At 47.7% G+C, this 21,463-nt stretch carries 19 protein-coding genes; 10 read left to right on the forward strand and 9 right to left on the reverse strand.

Going from position 1 to position 21,463, the window contains the following annotated elements:
• The first annotated feature begins 39 nt into the window (after positions 1–39).
• Complete coding sequence (pdxR, locus tag RH45_RS18355) at positions 40–1,491, forward strand: MocR-like pyridoxine biosynthesis transcription factor PdxR (RefSeq protein ID WP_008080048.1); 1,452 nt, start codon at positions 40–42, stop codon at positions 1,489–1,491.
• On the opposite strand, the gene yjeH is transcribed toward pdxR, so the two are convergent.
• The gene (yjeH, locus tag RH45_RS18360) at positions 1,488–2,753 is read right to left on the reverse strand and encodes an L-methionine/branched-chain amino acid transporter (RefSeq protein WP_008080051.1); all 1,266 of its coding nucleotides are present in this window, start codon (positions 2,751–2,753) and stop codon (positions 1,488–1,490) included. The genes pdxR and yjeH overlap by 4 nt on opposite strands.
• A gap of 197 nt (positions 2,754–2,950) precedes the next feature.
• On the opposite strand from yjeH, the gene RH45_RS18365 reads away from it, so the two are divergent.
• From RH45_RS18365 to yddG, 5 genes are all read left to right on the forward strand, one after another.
• Positions 2,951–3,400 carry an Lrp/AsnC family transcriptional regulator gene (locus RH45_RS18365; protein ID WP_039958904.1) on the forward strand — a complete coding sequence of 150 codons (450 nt, stop codon included), beginning with the start codon at positions 2,951–2,953 and terminating at the stop codon, positions 3,398–3,400.
• On the forward strand, positions 3,390–4,313 hold the full coding sequence (locus RH45_RS18370) for a LysR family transcriptional regulator (RefSeq protein ID WP_039958905.1): 924 nt from the start codon (positions 3,390–3,392) through the stop codon (positions 4,311–4,313). The genes RH45_RS18365 and RH45_RS18370 overlap by 11 nt, the downstream gene beginning before the upstream one ends.
• Positions 4,314–4,402: 89 nt before the next feature.
• Positions 4,403–5,017, forward strand: coding sequence for a LysE family translocator (locus RH45_RS18375; protein ID WP_008080057.1), 615 nt, complete (start codon positions 4,403–4,405; stop codon positions 5,015–5,017).
• 123 nt (positions 5,018–5,140) lie between these two features.
• The gene (locus tag RH45_RS18380) at positions 5,141–5,539 is read left to right on the forward strand and encodes an OsmC family protein (protein ID WP_008080058.1); all 399 of its coding nucleotides are present in this window, start codon (positions 5,141–5,143) and stop codon (positions 5,537–5,539) included.
• Between the two features lie 63 nt (positions 5,540–5,602).
• Positions 5,603–6,487 carry an aromatic amino acid DMT transporter YddG gene (gene yddG, locus RH45_RS18385; protein WP_008080060.1) on the forward strand — a complete coding sequence of 295 codons (885 nt, stop codon included), beginning with the start codon at positions 5,603–5,605 and terminating at the stop codon, positions 6,485–6,487.
• Between the two features lie 4 nt (positions 6,488–6,491).
• Here the strand turns inward: yddG and RH45_RS18390 are convergent, their stop codons facing one another.
• Positions 6,492–6,971: a L,D-transpeptidase family protein gene (locus tag RH45_RS18390; protein ID WP_008080061.1), complete on the reverse strand. Its 480-nt coding sequence runs from the start codon at positions 6,969–6,971 to the stop codon at positions 6,492–6,494.
• A gap of 308 nt (positions 6,972–7,279) precedes the next feature.
• Here RH45_RS18390 and RH45_RS18395 point away from each other — a divergent pair, with 308 nt between their 5' ends.
• Positions 7,280–9,400: a sensor domain-containing diguanylate cyclase gene (locus RH45_RS18395; protein ID WP_008080062.1), complete on the forward strand. Its 2,121-nt coding sequence runs from the start codon at positions 7,280–7,282 to the stop codon at positions 9,398–9,400.
• 69 nt (positions 9,401–9,469) lie between these two features.
• Here the strand turns inward: RH45_RS18395 and RH45_RS18400 are convergent, their stop codons facing one another.
• Genes RH45_RS18400 through RH45_RS18425 form a run of 6 tightly spaced genes read right to left on the reverse strand, consistent with a single transcriptional unit; the run spans position 9,470 to position 16,182 of the window.
• A complete protein-coding gene (locus tag RH45_RS18400) occupies positions 9,470–11,113 on the reverse strand; it encodes a BatD family protein (RefSeq protein WP_039958907.1) in 1,644 nt (547 codons plus the stop codon).
• Positions 11,107–12,870, reverse strand: a complete 1,764-nt coding sequence (locus tag RH45_RS18405; protein WP_008080064.1) for a vWA domain-containing protein — start codon at positions 12,868–12,870, stop codon at positions 11,107–11,109. Before RH45_RS18405 ends, RH45_RS18400 begins: the two co-directional genes overlap by 7 nt.
• The gene (locus RH45_RS18410; protein WP_008080066.1) at positions 12,863–13,831 is read right to left on the reverse strand and encodes a vWA domain-containing protein; all 969 of its coding nucleotides are present in this window, start codon (positions 13,829–13,831) and stop codon (positions 12,863–12,865) included. Before RH45_RS18410 ends, RH45_RS18405 begins: the two co-directional genes overlap by 8 nt.
• Positions 13,832–14,296 (reverse strand): DUF4381 domain-containing protein, encoded by a 465-nt coding sequence (locus RH45_RS18415; RefSeq protein ID WP_008080068.1) that lies wholly within the window; start codon positions 14,294–14,296, stop codon positions 13,832–13,834.
• A gap of 2 nt (positions 14,297–14,298) precedes the next feature.
• Positions 14,299–15,216, reverse strand: coding sequence for a DUF58 domain-containing protein (locus RH45_RS18420; protein ID WP_008080070.1), 918 nt, complete (start codon positions 15,214–15,216; stop codon positions 14,299–14,301).
• 9 nt (positions 15,217–15,225) lie between these two features.
• On the reverse strand, positions 15,226–16,182 hold the full coding sequence (locus RH45_RS18425; protein ID WP_008080071.1) for an AAA family ATPase: 957 nt from the start codon (positions 16,180–16,182) through the stop codon (positions 15,226–15,228).
• A 377-nt stretch (positions 16,183–16,559) separates the two neighbouring features.
• Between RH45_RS18425 and RH45_RS18430 the strand changes: the two genes are divergently transcribed.
• From RH45_RS18430 to RH45_RS18445, 3 genes are all read left to right on the forward strand, one after another.
• A complete protein-coding gene (locus tag RH45_RS18430; RefSeq protein WP_008080072.1) occupies positions 16,560–18,473 on the forward strand; it encodes a methyl-accepting chemotaxis protein in 1,914 nt (637 codons plus the stop codon).
• A gap of 91 nt (positions 18,474–18,564) precedes the next feature.
• Positions 18,565–18,765, forward strand: coding sequence for a hypothetical protein (locus RH45_RS18435; RefSeq protein WP_008080073.1), 201 nt, complete (start codon positions 18,565–18,567; stop codon positions 18,763–18,765).
• Positions 18,766–19,052: 287 nt separating this feature from the next.
• Positions 19,053–20,267, forward strand: coding sequence for an iron-containing alcohol dehydrogenase (locus tag RH45_RS18445; RefSeq protein WP_039958908.1), 1,215 nt, complete (start codon positions 19,053–19,055; stop codon positions 20,265–20,267).
• A 65-nt stretch (positions 20,268–20,332) separates the two neighbouring features.
• Here the strand turns inward: RH45_RS18445 and pyrC are convergent, their stop codons facing one another.
• Positions 20,333–21,361: a dihydroorotase gene (gene pyrC, locus RH45_RS18450; protein ID WP_008080076.1), complete on the reverse strand. Its 1,029-nt coding sequence runs from the start codon at positions 21,359–21,361 to the stop codon at positions 20,333–20,335.
• Positions 21,362–21,463 lie beyond the last annotated feature (102 nt).

Here is a 21,463-nt window from a genome sequence, read left to right on the forward strand (position 1 = left end):
TTATTGAGAGCCAGTTTAGATAAATGGATAGGTCCAGTTATGATGCCAATTGATGTCGGTGATTTGAGCTTAGAAGGGAGCCAAAGTGCTTTACATGAGCGATTGTTCCACGCGATACGAGCAAAAATCGTGGCACAATTATGGCCACTAGGGGGTAAGCTTCCTTCAACACGAAAATTGGCGAATGAGCTGTCGATAAGTCGCAATACCGTGATAGCGGCCTACGAACAACTGGTAGCGGAAGGGTATTTGGAGAGCCGTAAGGGCTCTGGTTTTTATGTCACTGTTCATCTCCCCGATCATTATTTGCATACCTCATCGGAGCGTATGCCCCAAAGTGCCGCCGCGCCGATTTCTGCATTCGAAATCAACAAACCTTTTGCTCCTGGTGTGCCTGATCTTGCCCAGTTTCCGATCGACAAATGGCAGCGAATGTTGCTGCGACATGGCAATCGAATCAGTTTAATGGGCAATCAGAACGTGCAAGGGAGCTTGGCACTGCGCCAGGCGCTAGCCGAGTACTTAGCCAGCAGTCGGAGTGTCGCGTGTAATGCAAGCCGTATCATCATTACCTCTGGCGCGCAGCAAGCGCTGTATATTGCAACAAGCGCCATTTTAGGCGCTGGTGATAAAGTATTGATGGAACAACCGGGTTACGCTCAGATGAGCAAAGTGCTCAAACTTAAACAGGTTGATGTTGAGTCTCTGATTGTTAAAGAAAACGTAGGGTTTGATTTATTGCAGGTAGAGGAGAGTGCGGCAAAAGCGCTGTACGTGACACCAAGCAATCAATACCCAATGGGCACCACATTAAACTCTGAGCAGCGCCTTAACCTGATTCATTGGGCGAACCTGCAACAACGATGGATCATTGAAGACGACTATGACAGCGAGTTTCAGTTCGCTCATCGCCCATACACAAGCTTACAGGGGTTAGCCAGTGAAATGAGCAGTGAGGATCGTGTGCTTTACATTGGCTCGTTCAGCAAGGTTATGTTTAATGGTTTGCGGCTGGGTTACCTAGTTGTGCCTGAATCATTAGTCGCGACGTGCTTACAAATCAAAGATGCAACCAGTGGAGACACCGCGACCCATAGCCAAGAAGCGTTGGCAGACTTTATCTCTGAAGGGCATTTACTGCGCCACATTCGCAAAATGCGCAAGCTTTACCATCAAAAATATCAGCGTATGTGCTGCGCCATCGAGCTGCATTTCAAAGGCAAGGCTAAGGTGATCAGCCAAGCAGCGGGTCTGCATGTCACCATTAAGTGGACAGTGGAAGTGGACGAGATAAGGCTTGCCACTGAAGCCGAAAAAATAGGTATAGTGGTGCGGCCAATGCGTTATTACGAAGACGAGTCAAACCCTTATCGACACAACAGAGCTTGGCACAGTGTCGTGTTAGGTTTTGGCAACACAGGATTGGAACAAATCGAGCCAAACATCGCGGCGTTGGCTCGATTGTTTGAACGCTTGGAAACAGATGCTTAGCTTGGCTCAGTCGAAGCAGACTTGTTTCTGCGCAGCTTATGCCACGGTAAGCAAAGTAAGCTAAACACGCCCAATGCATAGAGCATTGACCAGCCGAGACAGATAAACACGGCGGTACATAGTAACAAAGAGATAGCGGCGAGCGCTTTACCAAAGCCTTTGAGAAGTTTGTAGGCTGACAGCATGGCCAGTAGATAAACCAGTACAAAAATTCCATTGGCGAGTTTGAGGAAAAACTCCAAATCTAAGCCTGAGAGCTGACCGAATAGGCAAGACAGGAGCAATATTGCGCCCACGACGAGAGTCGCATTGGCGGGCACGCCTTTAATGGAGACTCTTGCCAACGCACTGTTTGGTTTATATTCACGTGCTTGAGCCCATACCATGCGCGAAAGACTTTGAGTGTAGAGATTGACGCTGGCAAAGCACGCGGCAAATCCTAGCACACTGATGACGATTTTGAATTGACTGCCGAATAATTGCTCAGCCAACCATGGTATTGAAGCACTATCAAAGCCTTCTGCACCATAAGCATTGAACTTGAGGATAACCACCGAGCAGGCCCAATAGGTTGCACCCGCGACAAAACTGCCGATCAGTATGGCGATGGGGAAGTCGCGCTGTGGATTTTTGAACTCTTCTCCCATGTGCGCAAAAGCTTCAATGCCTACAAAGCACCAAAACATGACGGCGAGTGCCGCACCAATATTCCATAACCCGTCTGACGACAAACTTGGCATGATGATGTCACTATGACCGACGTCGCCTTGCCACCAGAACGCGGCAACAAGTGCAAAAATACTCAATGCGATCACGGTCTGCAGTCGGCCCGAGGACTTGGTACCCGCCAAATTGACCGTAACGAGCAGCACGACCGTTAAAACTTGTGCGAACAAAGCGGAGTTGATGGCGCTAGGTAGCAACTGTTGTAAAAAGCCGGCTGCCAAAGCAACCGCAGCAGGGACGCCGACAGGAATGACGCTAACGAATAACCATGCAACACTTTTTTCCAGTCGCTTATCGAAAGCCTGACGAACAAAAAAGGCGGTCCCACCCGCATTTGGGTATCGTTTACCAAGCTGAGCAAATGTTAGGGCAATAGGGCAGATTGCAAAAAACAGTATCACCCACGCCCAAAGTGACAACTGTCCGGCGATACCAGCGGCTATCGCTGGAACCATAAACAGCCCTGTGCCGAGTAATGTCGTTGAAAGCTGACCAACGCCAGAGATGAGGGTGATTTCCTTTTTAAGTTCGCTCATTGCATCCCTTCCTTAGTTCTATTGGTGACAGCTTACTCAAAGCCCACTCAATACACAGCCATCAATTCGTCGTAGATAGGCGTCACTTTGACGGAATTGTGCGATAAATTAGTCACATTGATAACTTTATCCAGACCAATATTTATGTCACATTACCTGTAATCAACAGGATAAGTTGGGTAATGACATTTAAGAATATGGATAAATTTGATCATCAAATCATAGATATACTGAAGCACAACGCGCGCGCATCGGTGAGTGAAATAGCCCGTACCGTCAGTTTGTCGCGTTCTGCCGTGACTGCTCGGATTCAAAAACTGGAAAACGACAAAATCTTGCTCGGCTACCATGCACAGGTGGCGCCCGAAGAGAAAGGTCAGCCTGTGATTCAGGCATACTTGGCTCTTAAGTTCGATATGTCAGCAGCAACGCATTATTGTGAAACTTACGCAGACCAAATCTACCAGATCGATGGCGTAAAGTGGTGCCACGCGATCACTGGTGAAACGGACATGATGCTGTTTGTTGAAGTCCCCAGTATGCAGCGATTAAACCAAATTCGCGATGAGTTACAAGCGATCCCTGAACTCAGGCATCTTATGACTCATACCGTTTTAACTGAGTTCTTCAATACCCATGGCGCTTGAAAACGTAAATCTAAATTTATTGCGGTCCTTACAGGTACTGTTGGATGAGTGCCATGTAAGTCGTGCGGCCGAAAGGCTCAACATTACTCAGTCAGCAGTGAGCCGCCAGTTAGCTCAGTTGCGGGAGCTATGCGGAGATCCGTTGTTGGTACGAGATGGTAATCAACTGTTACCCACGCCGAAAGCCGTCGCTATGAGAATACGCCTTGCCGAATTACTTGGTGAGTTTGACGCCTTATTGAGTGATAAGCCGTTTGACCCGCAAACCTGGCACCAGGAATTTGTACTGTCATCGAGCGATTATGTGGCGCAGTACATACTACCCGAGGTGGTGAGTTTGATGACAGACCAAGCCCCTCACGTTAACCTCGCTTATCGATTGTGGCAACCCGATTACCTGCAACAAATGAACGAAACGGGTATCCACTTAGCCTCGACCATGTTGCCGGAACCGCCTAAACAACTTAGCAGCGTGAAGATTGGTCAAGACAAGTCAGTGTGTCTGATGCGTAGAAGTCACCCCTTAGCTAATGCGAAACGACTTAGTTGTGAGCAGCTTATTCGTTATCCTCATCTAAAGGTCACAGGCGGAGGAGATAAGGACAGTCAAGCAGATATGGCGCTTAAAACCTTAGGTTATCAACGTCGAATCGCATTAAAAGTACCATTTTTCTCAGCAGCGATTAATGCGTTACAAACCAGTGACTATCTGATGATTGTGCCTGAGCACATCGCCCTAAACTTAGCCAAAGACGATGAGCTGGTTTATTTCACGTTGCCTTTTGAGACAGAGCCTCACCAGTACTGGTTAATCTGGCATCCGAAATACGACTTGGATAAAGCGCATCAGTGGATGCGAGAACGTGTACTTCATACCATGCAAACTTGTTCTTATTCGATTGGTATGATTTAGAATCATAGCGGCTATAAAAAGATTCAATTTCAAATCATGTGAATCATGACTTAACTTGGCAATAGTCAAATTCGTTAAGGAGCACATACATGACTCTTACCATCTGGTTTTCACTCTTCACCATCTGCTTGCTGGGAGCAATGTCTCCAGGGCCCAGTTTAGCGATTGTGGCCAAACATAGCCTCGCAGGTGGAAGAATAAATGGTCTTGCCACAGCATGGGCGCACGCAATCGGCATCGGTGTTTATGCATTCATTACCTTGATCGGCTTAGCGGTGGTGTTGCAACAGTCTCCTCTATTGTTCAAAGCGATCAGCTATGCTGGCGCCGGTTACCTTGCTTATCTCGGTTTCAACGCGTTGCGCTCAAAAGGTGGCGTCGCCGCGAAGCTAGAATCTGGAGAACAAACTACAGTTGCTCAATCGGCAAAAGAAGGGCTGCTTATTTCTTTGTTGAGCCCAAAGATCGCGCTGTTTTTTATCGCCTTGTTCAGTCAGTTTGTTGCGGTAGGAGACTCAGTAGCGGCGAAGGGGGTCATTGTTGCGACGCCTCTGATTGTTGACGGCCTTTGGTATACCTTGATTACCTTTTTACTCTCCAGTCCGAAAGTGATTGATAAGATTCGCGCTCGTGCTCAGCTTATTGATCAGTTGTCAGGAGCGGTACTGATTTTGTTGGCGATACGTGTCGTTTTGACTGTGTAGGAGTGCTGCGGGCGGCCACTTTTATTCTGCCGCGCGGAAGAAATTCGATGTCAATAGTGGCGCCTCACGACGTTTCGGTGTAAAACAACAGCCAACTTCGAAAGATAAATAAGAGAAAGTCAGATGCAAGCAGAAGTAAAATGGGTCGAAGAGTTTAAGTTTTTGGGCCAATCACAATCTGGTCACTCCATTGTAATGGATGGTAACGGTGGTGCGACGGCTCCAAGTCCGATGGAAATGGTATTGATGGCTGCAGGTGGTTGTAGTTCGGTTGATGTCGTTGACGGTTTAAAAGAAGCAGGTCAGGCAGTCAAAGAGTGTACGGCTAAGCTAACCACAGAACGTCGTGAGACGGCACCGCGTATTTTTACTCAAGTAAATATCCACTTTGCCGTTTCGGGCGACAATCTGGATCCTGAAGTGGTGGCTAAAGTGGCCGCCGATTCATTAGAAAAGTACTGCTCAGTGTGCCTGATGCTAGGTCAAGGTGTAGAAATGACTCACAGCTGGGAAATCATTTAACCAAGCTCGAAAGAACTAAGCAAGCCGAGCCTAGTGCTCGGCTTTTTACTATAAGAATCAAACATGTTCCAAACTCATAAATTTACTATTGCTGGTGTCGCCGCCATTCTTCTCTGGAGCAGCGTTATGGGAGTTGCTAGGGCTGTGACTGAAATGCTCGGCCCTGTAGGCGGCGCTGCGTCAATTTATACGGTAGCGGCTGTTTTTCTGGTCGCCGTTATGGGGGTACCCAAGTGGCGCAATTACTCGTTACGCTACGTACTATTGGGTGGTGGGTTGTTTGTCGCGTATGAGATCTGTTTGGCGTTGGCGCTAGCGATGGCAAACGATCGCCAGCAAGCGATTGAAATGTTGGTGATTAACTACTTATGGCCGGCATTGACCGTACTGCTGGCTGTAATCGTGAGTGGCAAGAAAACCAGTTGGTTGGTTTATCCAAGTGTAGCTCTGGCTTTTCTTGGTGTGGCCTGGAGTATCACCGGTGAGCAAGGGCTGTCGTTTGAGCAGATCGCGAGTAATGTCGCAACCAACCCAGTAACTTACGCGATGGCGTTTACTGGTGCTTTCTTATGGGCGATCTACTGTAACTTAACTAAACGTATCGCCAATGGACAAAATGCCATCACCTTGTTTTTTATTCTCACGGCGATATCGCTTTGGGTGAAATACGCTCTAAGTAGTGAAACGGGTATGACCCTCAACTTGCATTCAGGCAGCTTGCTGCTGATTGCGGGGGTGTTTATGGGCAGTGGCTATGCGCTTTGGAACTATGCCATCATCGGTGGCAACATGGTGTTGCTGGCAACCCTGTCTTACTTCACCCCAGTGCTTTCGACGGTGATTTCGTCAATAATACTGGGTATTGCACTGAGTCAGAGTTTTCTACAAGGCGTCGTGATGGTAACGATTGGATCGTTAATGTGCTGGTGGGTCACTCGGGAAAAGTAGCCTACTACCAATAGATTTCAATCGGCGTCCCCGTTGACACTAAACTGAGTAAATCATCCATTTCTTGGTTGGTCAGTGCGATACAACCATCCGTCCAGTCAAAGCTTTGTACGTAGTTGGCTGGGCGAGTCTCACCATTTTTCAAACCGTGTATTTTGATATCGCCACCGGGGTCTACCTTGTTGCTCATCGCCTGAGTACGATCTTTTAGATTGGGGTAACTGATATGAATGGAGCGGTAAAACTGCGAATCGTTTAATACAAAGTCGAGATAGTAACGACCCTCAGGTGTTTTTTGATCGCCTTCTTGCTGCTTGTGGCCTTTTGGTGATTTGCCAAGAGCAATTCTGTATTCGCGTACCACTTGTTGTCCATCAAGTAAGTACAGGCGACGTTTTGACTTGTCTACTTTGACTAAATCAACTGCCGCGTAACTTGGCAAGCTGACCACAAAAGCCAACAACAGTAGCGCTTTCGTTTTCAAAATCCCTACATCCTATATCTGACCGACTCATGATTAAGTTTACTTTACTGCTGTAGTCATGGGAATGGCTTACCGTAAATGATGGATTGTAATTGCTGCTATAACCCTTGCTAACACACCAATTGATTAGTCCAAAAGTGCAATTTTTGGAAATAAGATCATAAAAATGTAAGAGGCATCATATCTCCAACAGTTACTGATATCGAAATGCGAGTGAGTTAACAATGGCTTTCTCTGGTCATTTGATTGCATAGGTGGAACTGGTACTTTTTTAACCGATTAAAAAATCAAAGGTTCCGGCTAGGATTATGTTTCCACGTATATTGCTCAAAGATATCTTGTCTGCAAGAAACCAGAGATTTCTTGCTAACTCGTTGTTTCAGTTTATTGATGAACTGCTTGCGGCAGAGCATATCGCGGTGTTTCGTCAGCCGAAAGGTTGCCATAACAATGACTTTCTGTACCACAAAGGCCAACCTGCTAGTTTAGATATCTATCCAGACACTTTTTGGACTTGGGTTGCCCAATTTGATACCTCCGATGGCTTGTTACCTTTAAAAATGAACACCTGTCAGTGGAAGTATTGCGAACATATGTCAGCGGAAAGCTATGTGTTCATGTTGGACAACCACCCAGAAATGCGCACCTACCTAGTATTGGAAAACGTTAATCCAGAAAGAGTCGGTCAAGCTAATCAAAACAATCAACTTGAAGCTTTACAGATCATCGCCGCTCGCTGGCAGTGTGTGCGAGCAGAAACGGAAGCCGCCAAAGAATTTAAACAACGGGATATTAAAGAAGCGAAGTATCTCGATGTGATCAAACAGCGTGAGTCGTTTATCGACAACATGCGTTTGGTTCAGCAAGTCGCAGTGAATATATCCAACCCGGCAAACTTAGATGAGTTGTATCGCATGGCAGTGGAGGCGGTTCGTGACCAGCTTGGTTTTGATCGAGCTGTATTTATGTTGCTGGACATCAAAAAACGCTGTTTTAGCGGAACTTATGGTACCGATGAAAACGGTCAAACCGCGAGTGAGCACCATACTCAATATGATCTTCATCAGCTTGAAGAGACCTACATCGACGCTCTGTTTGAAGGCAAAGAAACCTTAGTCATCGTCGAAGAGGCACCGCTCTATACGGCCGGTAGCGTGATTGGTCAGGGCTGGAATGGGATGTTAATCCTCCGTGATGGAGAAGAGATCATCGGCTGGATTGCGCTCGATAACTATATTCGACGAAACCCGATTACTTCTTATCAACGTCAGATGCTTGAATCGTTTGGCTCTTTACTTGCCCAAATCTATATTCGTAAACGACAAGAGCAGAACGTGCGTATGTTGCACGCAAGCATGGTGGAGCTCTCGCGTTGTATGACCGTGAGCGAAGTGTGTAAATCAGCGGTCACCTTTGCTATTAACCGATTGGGTATCGATCGGTTCGCGGTGTTTTTGACCGATAAAGGTTGTACCCATATGCAAGGCACATGGGGAACCGATATTCAAGGTAACATCGTAGACGAATCTTACTATCGTTCAGAAACCGTAGACCGAGCGATTGTCAGTGCTGCTAAGGTCAACCCAAATGATGTGGTATTTGAGGAGTCTGTTCCTATTTACCACGATTTCCATATCGTCGGTTTTGGCTGGACAGCAATGACTATGTTGGTGGACAACAACAACGATCCCATTGCATTTATCGCCGCGGACAATTTAATCAAACGTTCACCATTGACCCATCAACTGCGTGAAGTCATCCGGATGTTTGCCTCCAACCTAACAGAGGTATTGCTCCGTACGCGAGCGCAAGAGGCGATCCATGAAATGAACGAGAATTTGGAACGTGAAGTCAAAGCGCGGACTCGTGACTTGCAGAAAGCCAACGAGCAATTGGAAGTGATGGCGAAAATGGATCCACTTACGCGCTTGGGTAATCGACGCATGCTCGAAGCCTCGCTGGAAGAGTTGTGTCTCAACGGTAAGGATAAACGCCAACACTATGGCTTGATCCTCGCTGATATCGATCACTTCGGTTTATACAACAATCATTATGGTCATATGCAAGGCGACATCGCGCTAATGCGGATCGGTAATATCTTGCAGCACCATACTCAATCGGGTAATGAAGTGTTTTGCCGTATTGGTGGGGAAGAGTTTGCACTATTGGTGACTAATCAAACGCCAGTCCAAGTCGCTCAGTTAGCCGAGTGTGTCAGAAAGTGCATAGAAGAGGAGCACATTCCCCACAAGCTGAATACCAGCAGTGATTTCCTAACCGTTTCGGTTGGCTACGCAGTACTCGAGCTCAGCCAGGAAGATTTTAGCTTTGACCGATTATACAGCGCAGCGGATAAGTCTCTGTATGAGGCAAAAGAGCAGGGTAGGAATCAAGTGAGTGGTAAAGTCACGGCCATTGAAGCCGCTTAACATAACGTAATTAAACAGAACAGGCAGCCAAGTGGCTGCCTGTTTACTTTCTATCGGATCATGTTGTGCTTAAAGTTTCGCGAGAGGTTGCTCATTATGGGGCTGTTTCTCACGGGAACTTTTGGCTTGTTTAAGCAGTTTCATCAGAGTTTGACCTTGCCAGCTAGGTTTGTCTGGCGAGTATTGGCTGCGGTTCATGGCGTTTAACTCTTGTTCAATTTTGCTCTTCAGCTCTGTGTCTGAGATAGCATTGTCAGTCAGCCACTGTTTCACTAAGTACTGTACTTTAACGGTATCAGATTGTTTGATGGCTGTTTCAATGCTTTCTATATCACCGAGGGTGTTACGCTCAGCTTGTATTGGCTTAGAGGCCGAGCGGTGTCTGCCTTTGATCAAGAGGGCCAATGTTGATAACCAAAGTAAGGCCAGTGCAGCGCTCAAGTAAGGCCAAAAACCTGGGTCTTTAATGGTGATGCTTTCAGCAGGCGCAGAAGCGATGGGCATAAGCTCTGGTTCTGCTGCATTCATTAAGCTCCCAGCGGCCACTTGCAACGATAAGCCAGCTACGGTGGCTGTTTCCTCTTGTTTCGATTGGCTGTTCCACCAGTTTATCTTTATGTCATTAAGTGCGATTTCCCCTTGTTGCTGAGGGATGATGACTTGTTTGATGGTCATGCGCGTACTGCCATCACTTAATTGGCTAAATTGTGGTTTCTCCTGATACAGGCGCACTGATGATGGATAATGAGTATTGATGTCTGGGAAGCGTTCGCTCGTCACACCATTAATGTCTAAGGTGATTTCTCGGGTAAGGGATTCGCCAACTTGAGTGGTGAACAAAGGCGCCTCAATCGCCTTGCCATCACTGTCACGCCATTGTTGTTTCAAGTTAAGCGCAGAGGCAGGTAACCAATGACCTTGGAATTGTGTCGGAATCGGTAGCACACTGATTTCAAGCTGTTCAGCGGGCGTATTGGCAGAGATTAACTTTGTCGTACCTGTGCGGTTATTGCCATAAACCACGCTGCCAGAGAAACCAATGCCACTTAAGGTAAATTCCCCACTTGTATCTGCCGTGACGCGATAGCTTTGCTCGACAATGGTCACTTCTATACCGTCGAGAACGCTCTGATACTGGTTAGGCTCTCCGATGGCATCCAGAGTTAACCCTGACGCCTGAGGTGGAATTACACTTGGATTTTGCAGTCGTCTTGGGTCCGCTTTGATAATTAACCGAGTATTCAGCACAGCACTCTCATTGGGATAAAGCTGCTGCTTGTTCAAGGTGTTCTGTAACTCAATCAAGTCAGAGATTTTAGGCTCATCTTGATCCATGCTGACTTGGATTGCGATGGGCTCTGAAGTGGCCCCATTGAGTGAGAATGCAGGGATAGTTGCGCTACCCAGACGTTGCGCTGCTAGCTGAATATTCCATTCACTGCGAGTAGTCCGCTGGCTGTTGACGATGTTTATCGAGGTGCCAAAGCTAGGACGACCTACGTAAAAATCTTGGTTAAGTACCGATAAATCAATGTCGTCAACAGAGACTTTTTCATCCGCGACGATACGTAACTGAAAGACTTCGTTTTTTACGACCTTATTTTTACTCACGGTCACCCAAAGATTAGCGGCAAGAGTTGCCGGGCTAATTAAGGCAAACACAAGTGTCAGTAAGCTAACAATATACAATCTGCTATGTTTCATCATTACCATTTCTTACCTGTTTGCTGAGGTGGTTGCTTTTGTTTGGCTTGCAGCACCATTTGGGCGCGGATCAGTCGGCTTGGATCTCGAGCACTTTCGACTTGTTGGAGTTTGCGTAACTCTGGATCGATAGGTTGCTGGTTGCTTTGTACTGCGCTCGCTGGCTGCTCAGTACTGTCTGGTTGTTGGGTTTGTTCGTCAGGTTGCGTGGCTTGCGGTTCGTTCAGCGCGCTTTGCTGATCGTCATTTTGATGCTCTTTGTTGGCCTGCGCTTGACGAGGCTCCGCTGATGACGGCTCTGACTTTGATTGGTTGGCGTTTTGCTCCTCGTCGTCTTTTTCCGCTTTGTCAGAGTCCGGGAGACTTGAACTGTCTTGAGCGTCGTTTTGCGGTTGGCCTTTTTGCTGTGAGTTTTGTCCCTGTTGCTGTTGCTTCTCTAGCGCTTTTTTAACCACATCAAGGTTTGTTTGCGCATCTTTGTGCTCCGGTGCGGTTTGCAATATTTGCTCATACAGTTGCACGGCTTTCTCTAATTCTCCGCTTTGTGCAAGCGCGTTGGCGTAGTTGTACTTTCCTTCAACCCCTTCTGCTGCTTGCAAGGTTTGCACGGCGCCTTTGTAGTCACCCGCTTTGTATTGCGCGATGCCTTTCCAGTCAGGATCTTCAAACAGCTCTGCGGCCTGCTGATAGTCTCCGGCGTCAAACAACTGTTTAGCTTGCTGCTCGTTAGTAAGCCAAGGACTGGCCATCACAGGTTTGGGCATGAGAAAGGGAGTGCTGCCGATGATAAGAGCAAATAACACACCACGGCGAAACATCGTTAGCGCGCCAAGAATCAGTACTGGCAAGAGCCAAAAACCTTGGTTCAAGCGCTCTGCTAACTTTTCACCTTTCAAGTTGTTGTCTGTACTGTCGATCTGATTAGTTAACCCTGCAATGCGTTCTACATCCTTATTGGTTAGCTGGATCGTGACAAACTGGCCGCCAACGGAGCTCGCTAACTCTCGCATATTGGCAAAATTAGACTTAGCGATGACAGTTTGACCATTGTCTGTGGTCATGAGTTTTCCTTCACTGAGTTGAATTGGTGCGCCTGCTCTGGAGCCGACCCCCAAGATCGTCAACCGCCAGTCGGTATCACCCACTAGGTCCTTTATGTCTTCAAGCTCAGCGTTATCGATATCGTCGGTGACCAGTACAATATCACCGGTTGCTAAGCCAGTATTTTGCATCATACTGATCGCGAGCTCGACACCGCGAGCAGCATCGGCGCCGGGGTAGGGCATCAACTCTGGGCTTAAATTCGGGACTAGGTTTGCTATTGTGCTGCTGTCGCTGGTCATTGGGCTGACGATGTAGGCATCGCCCGCGTAGGCAACTAATCCTGTGCTGCCTTCTTGCCAGTACGACAATAAGTCACTGACTTTATAACGCGCTTGAGTCAGGCGATTGGGTTTGACGTCAGTTGCGTACATCGACATTGACATATCCATCACCACGACACGTGCGCTGCTATTGGCAAAGCTCGGACGGCTCTTTGAGGTCAAACTTGGCCCCGAAAGGGCAAGGATCGCGATAGCACCTAGCCAAGCCGCGCCTTTTAACCAGCGATGAGTGACAGGGCCACTTTGAATACCCATCGCTTTCGCTAAGTGCGGAGCAATAAGAGTTTGTTTGCGCTGACGCTTAGTTAACCACCAGACAACGGCAAGCCAAGGAAGCAGAGCGAGTAACCACTGTGGGTATAGCAAGGCAAAATCAGACATGATTCCTCCTAAGTACAAGCAGGCCAATGAAAGCAAAGAAGGCGAGCCCAAGTGGCCACATAAACCACTCTTTTTCAGGACGCCATGTCTGGGTTGCTTTGCTAATCGGTTCTAAGCTGTTGATCGTGTCATAAATGGTGGCAAGCTCTTTCGCATCTCGGGCTCGGAAGTATTGACCTCCGGTGATTTGCGCTATTTGCATCAAGGCTTTTTCATCCAAGTCTTGAGCCGTGTTGACTTTGCGTGTCATAAAGAATTCTTTAACCATCATTTCACCGGCACCGACCCCTATGGTGTAGATCGTTGCGTCGTATTTCTTCGCAATTTTTGCCGCTTCAATTGGGTCGATGACTCCAGAGGTGTTGCTACCGTCACTGAGTAAAATCATTACCCGTTGCGGCGCGTCGCTATCAATGAAGGTTTTGGTTGCAAGGCCAATTCCTTCTCCGATTGCGGTTTTGTCGCCGATAAGGCGCAATACCAGTTGGTTGACTTGATCGGCGACGGTCGTGCGATCCAAAGTCAATGGTGTTTGCAAGTAAGCGTGGTCGGCAAACAGTACAACCCCCAAGCGGTCCCCTTCGCGTTTGATGGCGAAGTCACTGACGACTTTTTTTACCGCTGTTAAACGGTCAACATAATCACTGCCGTCGCTCATATCCTCTTGACTCATGGAGTAAGAGAGATCCAATACCAGCATTAAGTCGCGATGTTTCGGCTGCGTTGTGACCGGCTCTCCGTACCAAACGGGCCTTGCCATTGCCAAAACTAGACCGACCCAAACTAGGCTCGCAAGGATCTTGGCTAAGCCATTTTTTGGTGCTGCCGTTTGCCCAGTGCTTGGTACATAGGGCAGATGGATGGGCGCGCTGTTCGATACCGGAGGCGCCAGCAAGTAGATGACTAGCGGTAGAGGAAGGAGGAGCAGGCTCCACCACCAGACTAAGTCAAAATTAGCCAATTACGCTCTCCTTCTTTTTGGCGGTAAGGCTTGTTCCACCCAGTCTTTGCAGTCTTGAATCAGTTCGTCTGCATTCGCCACAGCTTGCTTACTGTACAGAGCTTGCTGCCAATCTGTTAGGTTAGGAGTGAAACGTGGTTTTGCGATCTGGCTATCGAGAAACTGATACCATTGCTCGCCCGTTAATTGAGCGATTTCTTCACGAGGGTAGTAACACAAGGCAGCTTGTCTAACTAACTCTATTGCTTCTGAAGGTCGATTGCCGTTTTCCAGTAATCGCAGTGCGGTTTTCTTTGGGGCGAGGCGTTTTCTATTCCAGCGAATAAACAGCCAAATGACTAAGCAAGTAGCCACTACAGCTCCTAGTAAAGCCCACCAACCCCATGCCAGAGGTAACCAAGCGGGGGCATCTGGTAAGTGCATCGGTTGAAGAGAAAGTGTTGGTGTTTGAGTCTCTGTGCTCATTATTAAAATCCATGTAACTGTTGAGAAAGCGCAGCGTCGCTAGAGAGCGTTGAGAAACTCATGCCTAAGCGGTGAGCGAGGTCAGTAAGTTGATGCTGCTGGTGATTGAAAGCGGACTCTATACCCTGTCGGGTCTTTTTCGAAGAGAAATCTAACCAACGAGTGGTTTGTTTATCAGAGACTTGCTCTGTGCCACGGTACTGAGTAATACCGCGCTCTAAAGGATCACTAATGTGTACAAAGCGAACTCGATTGTGTTTGCCTAATCGACTGAGTGGATTCTCATCATCGATATGTAAGCGAGTGAAGTCGCTCAGTAGGACTACTTCACTGCCTTTTGGACACATGCGGTTCAAGGCTTGCAGTGCAGTGGTCATAATGCCAGGAGCACTTCGTGGTTGGTTAAGTTGAGATTGATGGTGAGCGACAAGGCTCTGCGTCAACGCAAGCGCTCCTTTATTGCGCGCGGTTGGTTTTATTTCGACCAGTCGATCGCCAAGATCGATGAGTGCACCGACCCGATCTCGCTGAGCAATGCTTAACCAAGCGATCAAACTGGCCATGTGCGCGGCGAGCACGGACTTTAGCATCAGTTGTGAGCCAAAAAACATGCTGCTACTGAAGTCGATGTACAAAACGATCGGCTTTTCTCGTTCTTCACTGAATAGTTTGGTGTGCGGCTTGCCTGTTCGTGCGGTGACTCGCCAATCAATGGATCGAACATCGTCACCCGCCTGATATTGGCGAACTTCACTGAAGTCCATACCACGACCGAGTTGGCGGCTTTGGTGTTGACCAAGCATCTGTGACCATAAACTTTTGGCAGGTGGCATCCACTTGACACTCTGTTGTTTGAAATACAAGAGTTCATCAAATGTGAGGTTAACGCCATCGCTGTAAGGGGATAATTCCACTTGCATCGTGTTGTCCTATGCGCTGCCGACAAGTGATAACAGTGTGTTGATGACTCGATTAGGCTCGATACCTTCAGCTTGCGCTTGGTAGCTCAGCAGTAATCGATGTCGCAGTACCGGAAACGCCATGGCTTGTACGTCTTCTGGTGAGACGAAATCACGTCCGTTGAGCCATGCGTGTGCGCGTGCGCAGCGATCTAATGCGATGGTGGCTCGAGGGCTGACGCCCATCTCAATCCACTGTGTCAATGACTCATCGTATTGCTCAGGTTGGCGAGTCGCCATCACTAATCGAATGATGTACTGCTCGATGCTATCAGCCATGTGGATATTCAGTACCTGTTGGCGTGCCGAGAAAATATCATCTTGGTTCAGGACTGGCGGTGTGAGCGCGGTGTCACCTTTGGCTTCTCCGCGATTGAGTCGTAGGATAGCGAGCTCACTCTCAGCGTCGGGGTAGTCAACGTCTAGGTGGATCAAAAAACGATCCAGCTGAGCTTCGGGTAGCGGGTAAGTGCCCTCTTGTTCGATAGGGTTTTGCGTTGCCATCACGAGGAACAGTTTGGGCAAAGGATACGTTTTTCGCCCTGCGGTAATTTGCTTCTCTGCCATCGCTTCTAGCATAGCGGCTTGTACTTTCGCAGGAGCACGGTTGATCTCATCCGCCAAGATCAACGAATTAAAAATAGGCCCGGATTGAAAGGTAAACTCGCCCGTTTCTGGTCGGAAGATGTCGGTGCCCGTCAGATCCGCTGGTAGCAAGTCGGGTGTGAACTGAATGCGGTGAAAATCGCCTTCGATGCAATCCGCCAGAGATTTGACCGCGCGTGTTTTGGCAAGCCCCGGCGGTCCTTCAACCAGAATGTGGCCATCAGCCAGAAGGGCGACAAGAAGTTGGTCAACTAACTCCTGCTGGCCAATTACCTGACCATTTAAGTAGTCTCTAAGCTGCTGTAGTGCTTGTGATTGCATCAAATTTTTCTCCTAATTTTTTCACTTAGTGATTGAGATGATTGAAAAGTTCCCACCGTGTGTTTGATTTTTACTTATCTGACAGGAAATTAACCAATAAGTGAGAGGGCTATTTTATGAAAAGTCTTGCTCCTCAGTTGTTTAGCATATGGGGGCGAAACTCGAAGAAACAACATTTCAAACTTGGAATCCTTAATTTCACCTAACACAACACTTATTCAGAAAAGAAATGTCAGCTTAAAATTAAATTAGTAAAGGAATGTGTTAATTAGCCGATATACTTACATGATTGGACAGGTCAATGGCAGGGAGAGCATCACCACATGGGATGCTATGACCAATAGACATCAAAAGTGCTCACAGAAGGCAGATAATTAATGAAACTCAATTCTATCAGTATTAAGCAAAAGGTCGTCGCAGGGATCACCTTTGCTGTACTAGCATCAACGATCATCGTCGGTGTTATGGCACAGAGACAGGCGCGCAGCGTTCTCGAACATCGTCTTATCGATATTGAATTACCGTCGATGCTGCAACAAATCAATTCAGAAATCGATCGCGAAGTTAGCCAACTTTTACTGGCTGCAGAGCAGCTAGCAAACAACGAATTTATTAAACAAGCGATCGACACGACCGACATTGCTGCAGACAAAGAAGCAATGTTAGTGAAAGAACTCAATAACGTACGTAACCAGTATCAGCTAAATGATGCGTCGGTTGCGAACCGTAATACCGCTTATTACTGGAACCAAAATGGATTCTTGCGTCAGCTAAATCAGCAGCAAGATGGCTGGTTCTTTGGCTTTACTCAATCAGGTAACCCGACCTCCGTCAGCATTTTCCAAGAAGCCAATGGTGATGTGAAGATGTTTGCTAACTTCCAGTTCCCAAATGGTTTGAGCATGTCTGGCGTGTCGAAATCAATGGACGATATGGTCTCCTTGCTGAATGGCTATAAGATTGAGCAAACGGGTTTTGTCTTTTTAACGGATGCACAAGGTAACGTGCAAATCCACCGCGACAGTAATAAGTCGAAGTCATCGCTTAACCAGATCTTTGGCAGCCAAGCCTCACAACTGCTAAACAAATCAGGTTTTAATCTTATTGAGGGTGAATACGAAGGTGAGCACGTGTTTGTTGCTAGCACTTACATTCCTTCAATGGATTGGATTGTGGTTGGTGTTGTGCCCGTCAATGAAGTTTTCGCCGACCTCGATAGCGTTGCTAAGCAAATGATGATTACCACGGTGGTTGTGGCAGGTCTATTTATCTTTATGGGGATTTTCCTTGCGAACGGTATTGCGCGCCCGATCCAAGCAATTGCTGAGCGTTTCAGTGATTTGGGTAAAGGCGATGGCGATCTTTCGCAACGTATCGAAGTGAAAGGTAACGACGAGATCGCTCAGCTTTCAGACGGGTTTAACGGTTTTATTGAGAAAATCCACGACTCGATGAAAGAGGTGGCTTCGACCAGCGGGGCATTGCAAGCGGCGGCAGATGGCGTATCGAGCAAAGCGCACACCACACACGACAATAGCCAGATGCAACGTGATCAAACCATTCAGGTGGTGACCGCGATTAACCAAATGGGGGCGACGATCAGTGAAATCGCGTCAAACGCAGCAACCGCGGCAGAAACCGCGACTCAAGCGTCTGACAATACGCAAGTCGGTCAAGATGTAGTAAACAAAGCCAAAGACGCTATCAGTCGTTTAGCATCGGATATCGAGAGCACTGGCCAAGTGGTTGAGCAACTGGCTTCCACGACACAAGATATTGGCTCGATTCTGGATGTTATCCGAGATATTTCAGAGCAGACTAACTTGCTTGCACTAAACGCAGCCATTGAAGCGGCTCGCGCTGGTGAACAAGGTCGTGGTTTTGCCGTCGTTGCGGATGAAGTTCGTAACCTAGCGAGCCGTACCGCAGATTCGACCGAAGAAATTCAGAAGATGATCAACCAACTTCAAAGTGACGCAAAAGATGCCGTAACCGCGATGGAAGCAGGTAAAGCCGTCACAGGCGAAGGGGTTTCTTCATCGGATGAAGCGGTTGAAGTACTCATCTCTATCTCTGAGCGTATCCACGATATCTCGGACCGTAATACCCAAGTTGCCACCGCTACAGAAGAGCAATCGACGGTAGTACACACCATCAACCAAAACATTGAAGAGATCAACGCCATCAATGAAGTCACCACAGGTACAGCAGAAGAGCTGGCGGCGGCGAGTGCTGAATTGAAAGATCTTTCTATGCGTCTTGATCGAATGGTTGGCAGCTTTAAGCTCTAATCTCAAGCGCTAGGCTAGAATCAATGGGGCTAAGTGGGGTACACTTAGCCCCATTATTTTAGGTAAGTTTGACAAATAAGGTCGTATAAATATGAGTGACTTTGAGAAAGAGCTCGAGCAGATGTCTCAGGAAATGGGCGATGAGCCAGAAGTAGCACTGCCATCTATCGATGAGCAAAAAGCCATTGCTGCTGAGTTGAAGAAGCTAGAAGCCGAAGGCAAGCTAACGCCAGAGGTTCTTGAACAGTATTTTGGTAAATTTTACGCCAAAACGGACACGCCAGTTCACTAACTGCAACGTAAGAATAATGATAACAAGCCGCCTTGTGCGGCTTTTTTAGTATTAGGAGCGACCAAAATGTTTATTGTTCACCGATTAGTCAAATTAGCGGTTATCTGTGCGCTGTTTTTCACCGTGTATGACTTAATTGCGTTCGGCCAGATCACTTGGGTATCACGTCTACTTGGTCAGTTTTAGCGATTGTTCATGTTTTATGCAAAAGTTTGAGCATGAGACTAGAGATAACTCTTTGTAAAGACTAGGCTATTAATATCTGCCTACTGACTTAGAGACTGACAATGGAACAAAGGCTCTACTATTGGTTACACCGGATGTACATGTGGGGGCTGAAAATTGCAGCCAAAGTCCTGCCTATCTCTAAACCGACCCTGTTTATAGGCAAAGACGCGCTTAAACAACTTTGTCACAGTGTGTCTATTATGGGTATTAATAAGGTTCTGATCGTCTCGGATCAAGGCATCGTTAAGCTCGGTTTTGTCAAAAAGCTGATGTTTGAATTTGAGCGAGTTGGTGTCCACTGTCATGTTTACAGTGATGTAGAGCCAGACCCGACGTACGATCACGTCGAGCAAGGATTGGCACTCTTTCGTCAGCAACACTGCCAAGCGGTTGTGGCAATAGGGGGCGGTTCTCCGATTGATTGCGCCAAAGTGATCGCTGCCTGTGCGACCAACAACAAACCGGTACAGCGCCTAGTTGGGCTACTCAAAGTATGGAAAGCGCCAGCGCCGACCTTTGTGTTGCCTACAACCTCAGGCACCGGCTCAGAAGTGACCGTGGCCGCAGTGGTATCCGATCCGAAGACCCATGCGAAAACCCCGGTGATGGACCCTAAGTTGGTGCCGATTGCGGCTGCACTTGATCCTTCTTTGATGTTAGCGCTACCGGCACATATCACTGCGCAAACTGGGATGGATGCGTTGACCCACGCAATCGAAGCTTACTTATCGGGCAACGCGACATTGGAAACGGATCGCTATGCAATCGCTGCGATACGTTTGATTGACGAGAATTTACCCAAAGCGGTCAGCTTTGGCCAAAATGCCACCGCTCGACAGAACATGGCATTGGCATCTTATTACGCGGGCCTTGCCTTTACTAAAGCCAGTTTAGGCTACGTCCACGCGATTGCTCATACCTTGGGAGCCAAATATGGCACCCCTCATGGCCTTGCAAATGCCGTTGTTTTACCTCATGTTCTCGAGTTTTCAAAATCTGCCACCCAAGAGAGGCTGGCGGTATTAGCGGATCTGCTCGAGCTGACGAACTCCCATGTGTCGGATTCCATTAAAGCTCAAGCCTTCATTGACTACATCCGTGATCTGCAGGGCAGGCTAGATTTGCCGACCCATTTCGAACACATTTTGCATGAGCACATCTCTGAACTCGCCAAACAGTCTTTACATGAAGCGCGCTGGAATTACCCAGTACCACGATACATGCAGCAGCATGAGTGTGAACAACTGATTTTGGCGCTTGCTAATCCAAAATGAAAAAAAGCCCTTGAGCTCGCTGAGCTCAAGGGCTTTGTTCAAAGTATGGGTGAATTCGCTGTGGCTTATTTCACTGTCCAAGCAATGCTTTCACCGGCGCGAATCGGTACAACGATGTCGTTACCAAATGGCATAGACTCAGCGACTGGCCATTCTTGCTTAGTTAGCGTCACGGTGTCGTTGTTGCGTGGAACGCCGTAGAAGTCAGGGCCGTTGTGACTTGCAAACGCTTCAAGGTTTTCTAGCTTACCTTCTAATTCAAATACTTCTGCATAGAGCTCTAGCGCGGCGTGAGCGGTGTAAGAGCCAGCACAGCCACATGCGGCCTCTTTCATGCCTTTTGCGTGCGGCGCAGAATCTGTACCAAGGAAGAACTTCTTACTGCCACTGGTTGCGGCTTCAATCAGCGCTTTTTGGTGCGTGTTGCGTTTTAGAATCGGTAGGCAGTAGAAGTGAGGCTTAATACCACCAACCAACATATGATTGCGGTTAAACAGTAAGTGGTGTGCGGTAATTGTTGCCGCGACATTGTCATTGGCATTGTTGACGAAGTTTGCAGCGTCTGCGGTGGTGATGTGCTCTAGCACAATCTTAAGGTTCGGGAAATCGTTAACGATAGGCGCAAGAACAGTATCTAGAAACTCTTTTTCACGATCGAAGATATCAACGTCGTGATGGGTGACTTCACCGTGAACCAACAGCAGCATGCCCACTTCTTGCATCGCTTCCAAAACAGGGTAAATGTTCTGAGCTGAAGTCACACCTGAGTCTGAGTTAGTCGTTGCGCCCGCTGGGTAAAGCTTTGCTGCGACCACCGCACCAGATGCTTTCGCTTTACGGATTTCGTCTGGCGTTGTGTTATCTGTCAGATACAGTGCCATTAATGGTTCAAACTGCTCACTTGGCTTTTGCGCCATGATGCGTTCGCGGTAGGCGATTGCCATTTCAGTATTGGTAACAGGTGGGACAGTGTTTGGCATGATTAGCGCGCGACCGTTGTAGCGGCTAATATCTCGCACGGTATCCTTTAGAACTTCGCCATCACGAAGGTGAACATGCCAGTCATCAGGGCGTGTGATCGTAAGTGTTGTCATTATTGCTCCCACCATTAGTAAGTTGTCTGATTGGAGCCTAAACGCAGTGAAAACTGTGAAAGCAATCGCTTACGCTTAGGCGACAGGATGATAGAGCAAACG

Origin of the sequence: Vibrio sinaloensis DSM 21326 (assembly GCF_000189275.1) — a bacterium.
GTDB lineage: Bacteria > Pseudomonadota > Gammaproteobacteria > Enterobacterales > Vibrionaceae > Vibrio > Vibrio sinaloensis.

Excerpts from the sequence above, each read along its gene's own strand:
- RH45_RS18395 (WP_008080062.1), top strand. The coding sequence starts at position 7,280 with ATGTTTCCACGTATATTGCTCAAAGATATCTTGTCTGCAAGAAACCAG.
- yddG (WP_008080060.1), top strand. The coding sequence starts at position 5,603 with ATGTTCCAAACTCATAAATTTACTATTGCTGGTGTCGCCGCCATTCTT.
- RH45_RS18425 (WP_008080071.1), bottom strand. The coding sequence starts at position 16,182 with ATGCAATCACAAGCACTACAGCAGCTTAGAGACTACTTAAATGGTCAG.
- RH45_RS18445 (WP_039958908.1), top strand. The coding sequence starts at position 19,053 with ATGGAACAAAGGCTCTACTATTGGTTACACCGGATGTACATGTGGGGG.
- RH45_RS18370 (WP_039958905.1), top strand. The coding sequence starts at position 3,390 with ATGGCGCTTGAAAACGTAAATCTAAATTTATTGCGGTCCTTACAGGTA.
- RH45_RS18415 (WP_008080068.1), bottom strand. The coding sequence starts at position 14,296 with ATGAGCACAGAGACTCAAACACCAACACTTTCTCTTCAACCGATGCAC.
- RH45_RS18405 (WP_008080064.1), bottom strand. The coding sequence starts at position 12,870 with ATGTCTGATTTTGCCTTGCTATACCCACAGTGGTTACTCGCTCTGCTT.
- RH45_RS18375 (WP_008080057.1), top strand. The coding sequence starts at position 4,403 with ATGACTCTTACCATCTGGTTTTCACTCTTCACCATCTGCTTGCTGGGA.
- pyrC (WP_008080076.1), bottom strand. The coding sequence starts at position 21,361 with ATGACAACACTTACGATCACACGCCCTGATGACTGGCATGTTCACCTT.
- RH45_RS18430 (WP_008080072.1), top strand. The coding sequence starts at position 16,560 with ATGAAACTCAATTCTATCAGTATTAAGCAAAAGGTCGTCGCAGGGATC.
- RH45_RS18365 (WP_039958904.1), top strand. The coding sequence starts at position 2,951 with ATGGATAAATTTGATCATCAAATCATAGATATACTGAAGCACAACGCG.
- pdxR (WP_008080048.1), top strand. The coding sequence starts at position 40 with ATGATGCCAATTGATGTCGGTGATTTGAGCTTAGAAGGGAGCCAAAGT.
- RH45_RS18380 (WP_008080058.1), top strand. The coding sequence starts at position 5,141 with ATGCAAGCAGAAGTAAAATGGGTCGAAGAGTTTAAGTTTTTGGGCCAA.
- RH45_RS18400 (WP_039958907.1), bottom strand. The coding sequence starts at position 11,113 with ATGGTAATGATGAAACATAGCAGATTGTATATTGTTAGCTTACTGACA.
- RH45_RS18420 (WP_008080070.1), bottom strand. The coding sequence starts at position 15,216 with ATGCAAGTGGAATTATCCCCTTACAGCGATGGCGTTAACCTCACATTT.
- RH45_RS18435 (WP_008080073.1), top strand. The coding sequence starts at position 18,565 with ATGAGTGACTTTGAGAAAGAGCTCGAGCAGATGTCTCAGGAAATGGGC.
- yjeH (WP_008080051.1), bottom strand. The coding sequence starts at position 2,753 with ATGAGCGAACTTAAAAAGGAAATCACCCTCATCTCTGGCGTTGGTCAG.